This window comes from Kitasatospora sp. NPDC057936 (genome assembly GCF_042887525.1).
GTDB lineage: Bacteria > Actinomycetota > Actinomycetes > Streptomycetales > Streptomycetaceae > Kitasatospora.
This window is the reverse complement of sequence record NZ_JBHVPD010000046.1, coordinates 33,713-46,675: the sequence shown is the minus strand read 5'-3', so window position 1 is coordinate 46,675 and position 12,963 is coordinate 33,713. Positions and strand designations below refer to the sequence as shown.

Annotated in this window: 9 protein-coding genes; 7 read left to right on the top strand and 2 right to left on the bottom strand. The window is 73.3% G+C overall.

The window, feature by feature from the left end:
• Nucleotides 1-115: 115 nt before the first annotated feature.
• The gene (locus tag ACFVU9_RS23620) at nucleotides 116-2,260 is read right to left on the bottom strand and encodes a discoidin domain-containing protein (RefSeq protein ID WP_387596253.1); all 2,145 of its coding nucleotides are present in this window, start codon (nucleotides 2,258-2,260) and stop codon (nucleotides 116-118) included.
• Between the two features lie 255 nt (nucleotides 2,261-2,515).
• Entirely contained in the window at nucleotides 2,516-3,787 is a 1,272-nt protein-coding gene (locus ACFVU9_RS23615) for an ROK family protein (RefSeq protein ID WP_387596250.1), read from the bottom strand.
• Nucleotides 3,788-3,924: 137 nt separating this feature from the next.
• On the opposite strand from ACFVU9_RS23615, the gene ACFVU9_RS23610 reads away from it, so the two are divergent.
• The 7 genes from ACFVU9_RS23610 (at nucleotide 3,925) to ACFVU9_RS23580 (ending at nucleotide 12,787) form a co-directional block, all read left to right on the top strand.
• Nucleotides 3,925-5,226, top strand: coding sequence for an ABC transporter substrate-binding protein (locus ACFVU9_RS23610; protein WP_387596248.1), 1,302 nt, complete (start codon nucleotides 3,925-3,927; stop codon nucleotides 5,224-5,226).
• Between the two features lies 1 nt (nucleotide 5,227).
• Nucleotides 5,228-6,175 (top strand): carbohydrate ABC transporter permease, encoded by a 948-nt coding sequence (locus ACFVU9_RS23605; protein ID WP_387596245.1) that lies wholly within the window; start codon nucleotides 5,228-5,230, stop codon nucleotides 6,173-6,175.
• Entirely contained in the window at nucleotides 6,172-7,014 is an 843-nt protein-coding gene (locus tag ACFVU9_RS23600; RefSeq protein ID WP_387596243.1) for a carbohydrate ABC transporter permease, read from the top strand. The genes ACFVU9_RS23605 and ACFVU9_RS23600 overlap by 4 nt, the downstream gene beginning before the upstream one ends.
• Before the next feature lie 46 nt (nucleotides 7,015-7,060).
• Nucleotides 7,061-8,416 carry a GH1 family beta-glucosidase gene (locus ACFVU9_RS23595; RefSeq protein WP_380443066.1) on the top strand — a complete coding sequence of 452 codons (1,356 nt, stop codon included), beginning with the start codon at nucleotides 7,061-7,063 and terminating at the stop codon, nucleotides 8,414-8,416.
• Nucleotides 8,417-8,518: 102 nt separating this feature from the next.
• Nucleotides 8,519-9,805, top strand: a complete 1,287-nt coding sequence (locus tag ACFVU9_RS23590) for an NAD(P)/FAD-dependent oxidoreductase (protein WP_387596240.1) — start codon at nucleotides 8,519-8,521, stop codon at nucleotides 9,803-9,805.
• A gap of 194 nt (nucleotides 9,806-9,999) precedes the next feature.
• Nucleotides 10,000-10,590: a hypothetical protein gene (locus tag ACFVU9_RS23585; RefSeq protein WP_387596237.1), complete on the top strand. Its 591-nt coding sequence runs from the start codon at nucleotides 10,000-10,002 to the stop codon at nucleotides 10,588-10,590.
• Nucleotides 10,591-10,618: 28 nt separating this feature from the next.
• Nucleotides 10,619-12,787 (top strand): bifunctional polysaccharide deacetylase/glycosyltransferase family 2 protein, encoded by a 2,169-nt coding sequence (locus ACFVU9_RS23580; protein ID WP_387596234.1) that lies wholly within the window; start codon nucleotides 10,619-10,621, stop codon nucleotides 12,785-12,787.
• Nucleotides 12,788-12,963 lie beyond the last annotated feature (176 nt).

Genomic DNA, 12,963 nt, shown 5'->3' with positions numbered 1-12,963 from the left:
CGGCGCGCCCGGCCCCCCCCACACCTGGGTTCTCTGGGGGCCGGGGTCGTCTCCCCCGCGACCTCAGACCCCCCCCCCGCAGCGGGCGGGCCCGGCCGGGCCCCGCGGACGGCGCCTACGGGTAGGCCGTGACGGTCGACGGCGTGGTGGAGGTGCCGGTGGTCGCGGCGCCGGTGTCGTTGACGACGTGGTTGAACTGGCCCTTGCCGCCGAGCGAGACGACCAGGAGGTCGTGGAAGCGGACGTCGGGCCGCGTCGGCGTCTCGAAGGCGTGGTCCATGCGGATGGTCGGGTCGACGTTGAAGTAGCAGTAGCTCCCGAGGCCCCAGCCCTCGTGGACGGCGACCGCGTCGTCGACCTTGTAGGCGGCGAAGCCCAGGGTCGAACCGTTCTGGATGGCGGCCTGGTTGGGCGCGTCGTAGGCCTTCTCGTTCTGGAAGAAGATCGTGCGGCCGCGTTCGCCGGACCATTCGACGTCGTACTTCCTGAAGTGCTCCACGAACAGTCCGGTGCCGAGCACGTCGGAGCCGTGGACCACGAGGCCGTAGTCGGCGGGGTTGGTGTCCCAGCCGACGCCGGTGCCGTGGTCGGCCCGCCAGATCCAGGTGTGGTCGACGATCACGTTGGCGCTGTTGACGACGATGCCGCTCGTGGCCGCTCCGGCGCCGGCGCCGCCGACGCGGACGAACACGTCCTGGAGGGTGGTCGGGTCGGCGGCGTGGCCGGCGCCCGCGCCGTCAGGGCCGACCTGCACGAGGACGGGCGAGTTGACGGGCCCGGCGTCGACCAGGAGTCCGGCCAGCCGCACGCCGTCGACGTCCGCCACCTTGACGGCGGTCGCGCCGTTGTCGGGCACGAGGGTCGCCAGTCCGAGGCCGAGCACCACCGTGTCGGGCCGGGTGATCTCGATCGGCCGGTCCAGGTGGTACACGCCCGGAGTGAAGAGGAGGTCGAGCCCTTGGGCCAGGGCCGTGTTGACGGTCGCGGCGGTGGCTCCCGGCTTCACGACGTAGAAGTGGTTCAGCGGCCGCGACTCGCCCTGGAGGGCGCCGTCCCAGGAGACCCCGCGCGCATTGGTGCGCAGGGCCGGGACGAACACCTTGTAGTCCGCGCCGTCGAGGTAGAGGAAGGGCTTCTCGCGGGAGACGGGCGTGGTGTCCAGCGTGGTGTAGGGCGGGTTGGGGAAGCTCTGGGCCGGCGCGCCCTGGACGCCGGAGAAGACCTGGTTCCACACGCCGTTGGAGAAGCCGCCGATCGCGCTGTCACGGGTGTACCACTGCTGCTGCGAGTAGTTCCCGACGCTGCCGTCGATCCTGCTGTCCGCGATGTAGCCGCCGCTGGCCCACCCGTACCCGGCCGGGGAGAGGTTGAGGCCGCCGCGGACGTGCATGCGGCGGAACGGCGCGGCCTGGGCCACCGCCCAGCGGTCGGTGCCGTTGGCCGGGGTGAGGGCGAGGTTCTCGGCGGAGCGCCAGAAGTTCTGGGTGGCGTTGCCGTTGAACCAGCCGGCGTCGACCGTGACGTCGCCGTTGATCGCGGTGTCGTCGGGTTTCAGTCCCAGGCCGGCGACGGACGTGTAGAAGCCGAGCTGGAGGTTGAGGTTGCCGTAGGAGCCCGGTTTGAAGAGGAGGGCGTAGCGGTCGGTGCCGAACTGGTTGGACTCCTGCTGCTTGAAGACGCGGTCCGCGGTCGCCTGGATGTCGGGCGTCGAGGGGTCGAAGACCAGGACGTTGGGCCCGAGGTCGCCGCCGCCCTGGACGGGGGGCGCGTCGGAGGTGTTGACCTGGAACTCCCACAGCGAGTAGCCCCAGGCGGTGCCGCGGGCGAGCCCGTTCATGCGCACGTAGCGGCCGGTGCCGTTGACCGCGAGGGTCTCGGTGCCGCCCGTCCCGTGGTCGGTGGCGTACGCGGTGCGCCAGGTCGATCCGTCGTCCGAGACCTGGATCTGGTAGGAACGCCCGTACGCGGTCTCCCAGTCGAGGACGACGCGGCACACCTGGCGGACGCTGCCGAGGTCGACCTGGAGCCACTGGGGGTCGCTGAAGGCGGACGACCAGCGGGTGCCGGGGTCGCCGTCCACGGCCGCGGCCGCCGGTGTGCCCGCGTTCTCCGTGGAGGAGGCGGTGGCCGGCCGGCCCCGTGCGGCGTTGTCGGTCCCGCAGTCGGCGGCGGCCGTCGCCGCGGTCCTGGACGCGGCGGCCGCGGCCGGCGCCGATGGCGCGACGGCCGGTGCGAGTAACGCGAACAGGCCCAGTGCCATGGCCAGTCCCGTACGTCGGCGTGCTGAAGAACGCCTCATGGGCATGCCCCTCGGTGAGGTGGGTGGGGGCTCCGGCGGGGCGCGGCCGCGGCCCGTGGCCGGGCTCGCCGAGCCGCGCGATCGGGGGGTGCCGGAGAGCGGGGTCGGGGTGTCACCCGGTCGGCCGGCCGAGCCCGGCGACATCCCTGACGGGGAGTCTCCGGGCCGCCGCCGTACACTGTCAACCCTCCGACCGGACTTTCCTCACACCGTGAACTATGCGGTGGTGTCGGTCAGCTGAGCACCGGCCCGGGCCTGCCCGCCCGAATCCAGGAAGTCCGACAGCGGCAGTGTGGCGGCCCCCAGGGTGACCGCCTCCGGTCCCAGGGTGCCGAGGACGATCAGCGTGTGCTCCCAGGGGAACCGCAGGGCGTACTCGCCGGCGGCGGCACGGATGCCCGGCAGCAGCCGCGGGCCCAGCAGCAGGCCGGCCCAGCCGCCGATCACGATCCGCTCCGGATTGAACAGGTTGACGAGATCGGCGATCCCCGCCCCGAGGTACTCGGCGGCCTCGTCGAGCAGCCCCACCGCGCCCGGGTCCCCGGCCTCGGCGGCGGCCAACAACGCGGCCAGGCCCGACTTCTCGCCCCGGCAGGACGCCGCGGTGCTCCACCGCTCGACCAGCGCCCCGGCCCCGACGTAGGCCTCCAGGCAGCCGCGGGCACCGCAGCGGCAGCGGCGTCCGCCGACGTGGACCTTGGTGTGCCCCCACTCGCCCGCACTGCTCGTGGCCCCCCGGAAACGCGCGCCGTCGGCGATGACGCAGGCGCCCACGCCCGAACCGAGGAGTGCCACCACCGCGTGCCGGGCCCCGCGGCCCGCGCCGAACCACATCTCGGCCTGCCCGAGCGTCTTGGCGCCGTTGTCGACGAACAGCGGCAGGTCCGTGCCGGCCCGCAGCAGGCGGCCGAGGGGGACGGCGTCCCAGCCCAGGGTCTGGCTGTGCACGACGACGTGCGGCCCGTCCGTGCCGGGGGCGCCCTGCTCGACGATCCCGGGCACGCCGATCCCGACGCCGAGGACCTGCTCCGCGGCCGTGCCGGTGCGGTCGAGCACGTCGGCCAGCCCGGCGAGGATCAGCTCCGCCACCCGGCCGACGTCCCGGCCCCGGTCGGACAACGGCTGGTCGGCGGCGGCGAGTTCGGTGCGGGCCAGGTCGAACAGGGCGACCCGGACCTGGGTCTCGCCCACGTCGACGCCCACCAGCCGGGCGCGGCCCGGGGAGACCCGGAGCATGGTGCGCGGGCGGCCGCCGTCGGAGCCGACCGAACCGCACTCCTCGACCAGGCCGTCCGCCAGCAGTTCGCCGGTCACGTTGCTGACCGAGCCCGCGCTGAGGCCGGTGAGCGCGCCCAGTTCCTGACGGCTGAGCGGCCCGTCGAAGTACAGCCTCCGCAGCACCGCCGACCGGCTGCCCCGGCGCAGGTCCCGCACCGTGTTCCCGGCCCGCCCGGCCGCGGACACGCCCTTGTGTCCCGGTTCCATCATTCCTCGTCCCCTCGCTTGACGGACGGCTCCCCCGGTCGTTAAATCACGCCTTGAAGTAAGCCGCTGTACAGGGTACTTCGCCGCTCAAGGCAATCGACCGAGTCCGCCCGACCCTGTCCGAGAGGGGCACCACCATCATGCCCGCACGCCGCACCGCCGCGGTCACCTCGCTCGCCGCCGTCCTGGCCCTCGCCGCCACCGCCTGCGGAGGCGGCGAGGGCGCGGACACCGGCCCCGCCGCCCTCACCTACTGGGCGTCCAACCAGGGCACCAGCCTGGACAACGACCGCCAGGTGCTGGAGCCGGAGCTGAAGAGGTTCGAGCAGCAGACCGGGATCAAGGTGAAGCTCGAAGTCGTCCCGTGGTCGGACCTGCTCAACCGCATCCTCACGGCGACCACCTCCGGCCAGGGGCCGGACGTCCTCAACATCGGCAACACCTGGTCCGCCTCGCTCCAGGCCACCGGCGCCCTGCTGCCCTTCGACGCCGCCGCGATGGAGAAGACCGGCGGCAAGGACCGCTTCCTGCCCTCCGCCCTCGCCTCCACCGGAGCCGCGGGCAAGGACCCCGCCGCCCTCCCGCTCTACTCCATGGCCTACGGCCTGTACTGGAACAAGAAGCTGTTCGCCGAAGCCGGGATCGACCACCCCCCGACGACGTGGGAGGAATTGATCGCCGACGGGCACCGGCTCACCGCCGGCGACCGCCACGGCCTCGCCCTCGAAGGCGGCAGCCCCACCGAGGACGTCCACCACGCCTTCACCCTCGCCAAGCAGCAGGGCGCCGACTTCTTCGACGCCACCGGAAAGCCGACCTTCGACGGCCCCGGGACCGTGGCCGCCGTCAAACGGTACGTGGGGCTGCTCGGCACCGACCGGATCGCCGCGCCCGGCAACGCCGAGTACGCCAACAACCAGTCCGTGACCGACTTCGCCACCGGCAAGGCCGCGATGCTGATGTGGCAGTCCGCCGGCGCGAACCTCGCCTCGCACGGCATGAAACCCGAGGACTACGCCGTCGCCCCGCTGCCCGCGCCCGCCGGCGCCACCGGGGACCGCGCCACCGCCTCCATGGCCGCCGGCATCAACCTGGCCGTCCTCCGCAGCAGCCACAACACCGACGGCGCGCTGAAGTTCGTGACGTTCATGACCGGCACGGACGAACAGATCCGGCTCAACCGGGCCTACGGCTCCATCCCGCCGGTCAAGGACGCCCAGAACGACCCGGCCTTCGCCACCCCCGAACTCAAGACCCTCTCCGACGTGCTCAGGACCAGCGCCGCCCCGCTCCCCCAGGTCCCGGACGAGAGCCAGTTCGAGACGCTGGTCGGCACCGCCGTGAAGAACCTCATGGGCGCCGCCGCCGCGGGCAAACCCCCCACCGACGACACGGTCAGGGCCGAACTGGCCAAGGCCCAGCAGCAGATGCCGGCCCACTGACGTGACCACCACGCCACCGGCCCGTCCGGCCCCGCCCGACCGCAGCGCCCGCCGCCGCGCCGCCCTGCCCTACGTCCTCCTCCTGCCCGCCCTGCTCCTCGAACTGCTCGTCCATCTCACGCCGATGGTCGTCGGCGCGGCGATGAGCCTCAAGCAGCTCACGCAGTTCACCATCCGCGACTGGTCCGCCGCCCCCTGGACCGGCCTCGACAACTACCGCACGACCGTCGACATCAACGCGCCCGTCGGCCGTGCGCTGCTCCACTCCTTCGGGATCACCTGCGCCTTCACCGTCCTGACCGTCGGCCTGTCCTGGCTGATCGGCACCACCGCCGCGATCCTGCTCCAGGACGCCTTCCGGGGCCGCGGACTCCTGCGCGCCCTGTTCCTGCTCCCCTACGCGCTGCCGGTGTACGCGGCCGTCATCACCTGGTCGTTCGTGTTCCAGCGCGACACCGGCCTGCTCAACCACGTCCTCCACGACCAGCTCCACCTCGTCGACGACAAGCCCTTCTGGCTGCTCGGCGGCAACAGCTTCGCCGCCCTGGTCACCGTCGCCGTCTGGCGCAGCTGGCCGTTCGCGTTCCTGACCGTCACCGCCGGCCTCCAGAACATCCCGCGCGAGCTGTACGAGGCGGCCGCCCTGGACGGCGCCGGCATCCGGCAGCAGATCCGCCGGATCACCCTGCCGTCGCTGCGCCCGGTCAACCGCGTCCTGGTGCTCGTGCTGTTCCTGTGGACGTTCAACGACTTCAACACGCCCTACCTGCTGTTCGGCCGGTCCGCCCCCGAGGCCGCCGACCTCGTCTCCGTGCACGTCTACCAGTCCTCGTTCGTCACCTGGAACTTCGGCGCGGGCTCCGCCATGTCGGTGCTCCTGCTGCTCTTCCTCCTGCTGGTGACGGCCGCGTACCTGCTGCTCACCGCACGCCGAAGGAGCGCGCGATGATCGGGGCGTCCGCGTCGTTCCGGTGGCTGCGCCGGGTGCTGCTCGCCGCGCTGGCGGTCTTCGCGGCCACGCCGGTCCTGGTGATGGTCTCCAGCTCGCTCAAGCCCCTCCAGGACGTGCAGGGCCCGTTCCGCTGGATCCCCAGCACCGTGACGCTCCGGCCGTACGCGGACATCTGGCGCACCGTGCCGCTCGGCCGGTACCTCGTCAACTCGCTGATCGTCGCGGGTGGTTCGACCGTCTGCTCGGTCCTGGTCGCGATCCTCGCCGGGTACGCGGTGAGCCGCCACCGCTTCCGCGGCCGCCGCCTGTTCACCGTCACGGTGCTGTCCACCCAGATGTTCCCGGGCATCCTGTTCCTGCTGCCGCTGTTCCTGATCTTCGTGAACCTCGGCAACGCGACCGGGATCGCCCTGTACGGCAGCCGCGGCGGGCTGATCCTCACCTACCTCACCTTCTCGCTGCCGTTCTCGATCTGGATGCTGGCCGGGTACTTCGACTCCATCCCCCGCGACCTGGACGAGGCCGCCCTGGTCGACGGGTGCGGGCCGGTGCGGGCGCTGGTGCGGGTCGTCGTCCCGGCCGCGCTCCCCGGCATCGTGGCCGTCGCCGTGTACGCCTTCATGACGGCGTGGGGCGAAGTGCTCTTCGCCTCGGTGCTCACCGACGACCAGACCCGCACGCTGGCCGTCGGCCTCCAGGGCTACGCGACCCTCAGCGACGTCTACTGGAACCAGGTGATGGCCGCCTCCCTGGTGGTGAGCGTGCCCGTCGTCGCCGGATTCCTGCTACTCCAGCGCTTCCTGGTCGCCGGCCTGACCGCCGGCGCCGTCAAATGACCACACCTCCGGCCCGCCGGACACCCCCTCGCCGAAAGGCACACCCGTGACCGACCTCAGCGACCTGCCCGCCGACTTCCTGTTCGGTGCCGCCACCGCCGCCTACCAGATCGAGGGCTCGGTGGACGCGGACGGACGCGCACCGTCCATCTGGGACACCTTCTCGCACACCCCCGGCAGGATCGCCGCCGGCGACACCGGTGACACCGCCTGCGACCACTACCGCCGCTGGCCGCAGGACGTCGCCCTGATGCACCGCCTGGGCCTGGACGCCTACCGGTTCTCCATCGCCTGGCCGCGCGTCGTGCCGCTGGCGGACGGCACGGTCAACCAGGCCGGGCTGGACTTCTACGACCGCCTCGTCGACGGCCTCCTCGACGCCGGCATCGTCCCGTTCCCGACGCTCTACCACTGGGACCTGCCCCAGGCCCAGCAGGACCGCGGGGGCTGGCCGGCCCGCTCCACCGCCGAGCGCTTCGCCGAGTACGCGGCGGTGGTCGGCGCACGCCTCGGCGACCGCGTCACCCACTGGGCCACCCTCAACGAACCCCTCTGCTCCGCCTGGATCGGCCACCTGGACGGCACCATGGCGCCCGGTCTCACCGACCTCACCGCCGCCGTCCGCGCCTCCTACCACCTGCACCTGGGCCACGGCCTGGCCCTGGCGGCCCTGCGCTCGGCCGTGCCCGGCGCGCAGATCGGCATCGTCAACAACCTCAGCCCGATCGAGCCCGCCACCCGCTCCGCGGCCGACCGGGCCGCCGCCGCCCGCGCCGACGGCCACGTCAACCGCTGGTGGCTCGACCCCGTCCTCGGCCGCGGCTACCCGGCGGACATGCGGGCCGAGTACGGCGTCGACCTGCCCGTCCGCCCCGGGGACCTGGAGCTGATCGCCGCGCCCCTCGACTGGCTCGGCCTCAACTACTACTTCCGCCAGGTCGTCGCCGACGACCCGCACGGCCCCGCCCCCCGCTTCCGCCAGCTGCCCGGCCCCAACCCCCGCCACACGGCCATGCCCTGGGAGGTCCACGCCTCCGGCCTCGAACAGCTGCTGCTGCGGCTGACCCACGACTACGGCGTCCGGCGGATCTACGTCACCGAGAACGGCTCCGCCTACCCCGACACCGTCGCCCCCGACGGCAGCGTGCACGACCCCGAGCGCACCGCCTACCTCCGGGACCACCTCGCGGCCTGCGCCCGCGCCGCCGCCCGGGGAGCGGCACCGGCCGGGTACTTCGCCTGGTCGCTGCTCGACAACTTCGAGTGGGCGTACGGCTACGACAAGCGGTTCGGCCTGGTCCACGTCGACTACCCGAGCCAGCGGCGGACCGTGAAGACCAGCGGCCGCACCTACGCCGACCTCATCGCGGCCCACCGGACGCGCCGCCGGGAGGATTCCTGAAGCGTTCCGGCCAAAGGGACTTGACAGCGATTCACGTTCCTGGGAGCAGTGGCACTGCACCACCGCCACGAACAGCGCCACTCCGAAGGGGGACATCAGCAGATGACCGGAGCCGGAAGCACGGAACACGACTACACGGAACGCGACTACGACGTCGTCATCAGCGGAGCCGGCCTCGCCGGCAGCGCCGCGGCGATCCTGCTCGCCCGGCGCGGAGTCCGTGTCGCCCTGCTGGAACGCCGCTCGGACCCCGGGGCGTACAAGGTCCTGTGCACCCACTCCCTCACGGCCAACGCCTACCCGGTGCTGGACGAGCTCGGCCTCATACCCGCCCTGGAGGAGGCGGGTGCCGTTCGCAACGAGGCCCGCTGGTACACCCGCTGGGGCTGGATCGAACCGGGCGCCGCACCGGGCCCCGAGCTGCCGTACGGGTACAACGTGCGGCGCAGCACCCTCGACCCGATCATCAGGTCCCGCGCGGGGCAGACCCCCGGCGTCGATCTGCTCCTCGGCCACCAGGTGACCGGGCTGATCCAGGAAGGCGGACGGACGGTGGGGGTGCGCGCGTCGACGCCGCAGGGCGAACGTGAGCTCCGGGCCCGCCTGGTGATCGGCGCCGACGGGAAGGACTCGGCCGTGGCGAAGCACGCCGGGGTGCCCGCGCGGCTGCACGAGAACACGCGGTTCGCGTACTTCGCGCACTTCCGCGGCCTTCCGCTGCCCGGCGGGATCGCCCACACCTGGTTCCTCGAACCCGACATGGCGTACGCGTTCCCCAACGACGACGGGGTCACGGTCGTCGCGGTCGTCCCGGACAAGAAACGGCTGCCGGGCTTCCGCAAGGACCTGGAGGGCAGCTTCACCGCCTTCGTCCGCGCCCTGCCCGAGGCGCCGCCCATCGACTCCGCCGAGCGCGTCTCGAAGATCATCGGCGTGCTCGACTACCCGCTGGTCGACCGCACGCCGGCCGCACCGGGCATCGCGTTCATCGGCGACGCCGCCCTGACCAGCGACCCGCTGTGGGGCGTGGGCTGCGGATGGGCGCTGGAGTCCGCGACGTGGCTGACGGAGGCCGTGGCCCCGGCCGCCGCCGGGCGCGGCGACCTCGACCGGGCGCTGGCGGCGTACGCCCGCACGCACCAGCGCCGGATGCGCGGCCACCAGTTCCTGGCCGCCGACTTCGCCAAGGCCCGCCCGTTCAACCCGCTGGAGCGGCTGATGTTCTCGGCGGCGGCGCGCGACGGATCGCTGGCGCGGCACATGCACCGGTTCGGATCCCGCCTGATCGGCCCGATGCGCTTCCTGAACCCCGTGGCGATCGCCCAGGCGTCGGCCGTCAACATCAAGCACCGCGCGACGGCCGCTGGGAGCGCTCCGACGGATCGCTGAGCCGGCACGAACCCCGGTTCCGTCCCGGTGCCCCACCGGGCCCGGGCGTCAAGGCGGAATCCGGCGGGGAGGGTGTGACGGAACTCCGGCTCCGGGCGCTGAACAGATCACGACCAGTGCACCGTCGGCTCACCCGTGACCCGTAGGTGCGGCCCTGACAGCCCTGTGAACCGAGAAGACCTGGACCCGACACCGTGCCCGTCACACCGTACGAACCGTGGCCGACCGCCGAACACGTCCCGTTCACCGGGGACGGAGCGGGCGAGGCCACCGTCGAACTGCCCGCCGTCTCCGACGCCGAGCCGCCGCCCCCGCCCGTGTTCGTGGACTCCTCCGGCCGCCGCCAGCGCAGGATCCGCCGCCTCGGGGTGGCACTGGCCGTACCGGCCGGCGGGTACCTGGCCCTGCTGGCGAGCGCGCTGCTCGGCGGCCCGACGGTGAACGCGCCGTTCCTGCCGCTCCCCCAGCCGCCGGCACCGAGCGCGCCGGACCCGACGGCCGCGCCGTCCGACGCGCCCACCGCAGGGCCGGTGGCCGCGGCCGCACCCAGTGAGCACCCGAGCGCGGCGCCCACCCACCCGCGGGCCGTCACCCCGGTCAGCGTCCAGCACCCGTCGGCCACCAGCCCCGCGGCACCGAGCGCGCCCGCCGGCCCCACGGCCACCACGGCCACCACGGCGCCGGCCCCCACCGCCACGCCGTCGGAGCACCCGAGCCCCACCCCCGGGCACGGCCGCCCCAGCGCCCCGCCGGGGAACCCGAACGGCCACCCCAACAAGCAGTGACATCCGCCCACCCACCGAGAGCCGCACGATGAGCACCGCCCGCCGACGAAGAACACCCGCCCCCACCCGCGCGTCCGCCCGCCGAGGCCGGCGCGGCGTGGTCCGCCAGCGCCCGCTGCGCACCCACTGGCTCCTGCTGACCGCCCTGCTGCTGACGCTCACCGGCGCCCTCGCGCTCCAGGGCTACACCCAGCACAGCTTCGACGACCGACCCGACCAGGCCGCCACGCCCACGTCCGCCGACGCGGTCCCGGCAGCCGTCCGCGACGGCGGTCCGGTGATCGACACCGCGGGCCCGCAGCCGCGCAACGCCGCGCCCGGGCCCGGCACCGTCGCCCTCACCTTCGACGACGGCCCCGACCCGACGTGGACGCCGCAGATCCTCGACGTCCTGCGCAAGGAGGGGGTGCACGCGACGTTCTTCGTGGTCGGCACCCAGGCCGCCGCCCATCCCGACCTGATCCGGCGGATCGTCGCCGAGGGCCACCAGATCGGCGTGCACACCTTCACCCACACCGACCTCGGCCCGGCCCCCGCCTGGCGCCGCTCGCTGGAACTGCGCGAGACCCAGCTCGCCCTCGCCGGATCCGCCGGGGTGACGAGCTCGCTCCTGCGGCCGCCGTACTCCTCCAGCGCGGACGCCCTCGACGACCGCGAGTGGGACGCCGTCCAGCAGGCCGGGCGCTCCGGCTACCTGACCGTGCTCACCACCCAGGACAGCGAGGACTGGCAGCGGCCGGGAATCCCGCAGATCCTCAAGGCGCTCGACGACCGCCCGGGCGGCCCCGGGCAGGTCATGCTGATGCACGACGCGGGCGGGGACCGCTCACAGACCGTGGCCGCCCTGAAGACCCTGCTGCCCGAACTCAAGTCGCGCGGCCTGCGCTTCGCCACCGTCAGCCAGGCCGTCGGCCTGTCCGACCCCGTCCACCAGGCCGGAACCGCCGACCGTCTCCAGGGAACCGCCCTGATCTGGATCCTCCGGAGTGGGAACTGGGTGCTCACCGTCCTGGGCTGGCTGCTGTGGGCGGCCGGCGCGATCAGCGTGCTGCGGGCCGTCGCCGTCCTGGTGGCCGCCCGCCGGCACAAGCGGCTGCGCCGCCGCCCGTGGGGACCGCCCGTCACCGAACCGGTCAGCGTCATCGTGCCCGCGTACAACGAGTCCGCCGGGATCGAGGCCGCGCTGCGCTCGCTGCTCGCCTCCGACCACCCGGTGGAGCTGATCGTGGTCGACGACGGCTCGACCGACGGCACCGCCGACCTCGTCGAGTCGCTCGGCCTCCCCTACACGCGCGTGATCCGGCAGGAGAACGCGGGCAAGCCCGCCGCGCTCAACACCGGCATCGCGGCCGCCCGCGCGGAGCTCCTGGTGATGGTCGACGGCGACACGGTCTTCGAGCCCGACGCCGTCCGCCACCTCGTCCAGCCGTTCGCCGACCCCTCGGTCGGCGCCGTGTCCGGCAACGCCAAGGTGATCAACCGCGGCGGCCTGCTCGGCCGTTGGCAGCACATCGAGTACGTGGTCGGCTTCAACCTGGACCGCCGCCTGTTCGACCTCGCCGAGTGCATGCCCACCGTCCCGGGCGCCGTCGGCGCGTTCCGCCGCTCAGCCCTGCTGGCCGTCGGCGGCGTGGGCGAGGAGACCCTCGCCGAGGACACCGACCTCACCATGGCCTTCTGCCGCGCCGGCTGGCGGGTGGTCTACGAGGAGCGCGCCAAGGCCTGGACCGAGGCCCCCGCCTCCCTGGGCGCCCTGTGGCGTCAGCGCTACCGCTGGTGCTACGGCACGCTCCAGGCGATGTGGAAGCACCGCGGCGCCCTCGTCCAGCGCGGACAGGCGGGCAAGCTCGGCCGGCGCGGACTGCTCTACCTGCTGATGTTCCAGGTGCTGCTGCCCCTGCTCGCCCCCGTCGTCGACGTCTTCGCGCTGTACGGGGTCGTCTTCCTCGACCCCGTGCGGATCATCGGAACGTGGGCGGCGTTCCTGCTGGTCCAGATGCTGATGGGCGCGTACGCCTTCCGGCTCGACAAGGAGCGGCTGGGACCGCTGTGGAGCCTGCCGCTGCAGCAGTTCGTCTACCGGCAGCTGATGTACCTGGTGGTGATCCAGTCGGTCTTCACCGCGCTGGCCGGCTCCCGCCTCCGCTGGCAGCGGATGCAGCGCTACGGCACCCTCCGGGTCCCGGCGGGCGGCTGAAACCAGGGGCCCCTGAAGCCGGTGGGCCCCTGAAGCCGGTGGGTCCCTGAAGCCGGTGGGCCGCCGAAACCGGTGGTCCGCCGAAACCGGTGGGGGCGGCCGGGGCAACCCGCCGCGCCCCCAGGGGGGGGCGGGGGGGGCCTTAGTAAAGGGGCCCCCGGGCCGCGGCGGAGGTA

Excerpts from the sequence above, each read along its gene's own strand:
- ACFVU9_RS23615 (WP_387596250.1), bottom strand. The coding sequence starts at position 3,787 with ATGATGGAACCGGGACACAAGGGCGTGTCCGCGGCCGGGCGGGCCGGG.
- ACFVU9_RS23620 (WP_387596253.1), bottom strand. The coding sequence starts at position 2,260 with ATGGCACTGGGCCTGTTCGCGTTACTCGCACCGGCCGTCGCGCCATCG.
- ACFVU9_RS23590 (WP_387596240.1), top strand. The coding sequence starts at position 8,519 with ATGACCGGAGCCGGAAGCACGGAACACGACTACACGGAACGCGACTAC.
- ACFVU9_RS23610 (WP_387596248.1), top strand. The coding sequence starts at position 3,925 with ATGCCCGCACGCCGCACCGCCGCGGTCACCTCGCTCGCCGCCGTCCTG.
- ACFVU9_RS23580 (WP_387596234.1), top strand. The coding sequence starts at position 10,619 with ATGAGCACCGCCCGCCGACGAAGAACACCCGCCCCCACCCGCGCGTCC.
- ACFVU9_RS23600 (WP_387596243.1), top strand. The coding sequence starts at position 6,172 with ATGATCGGGGCGTCCGCGTCGTTCCGGTGGCTGCGCCGGGTGCTGCTC.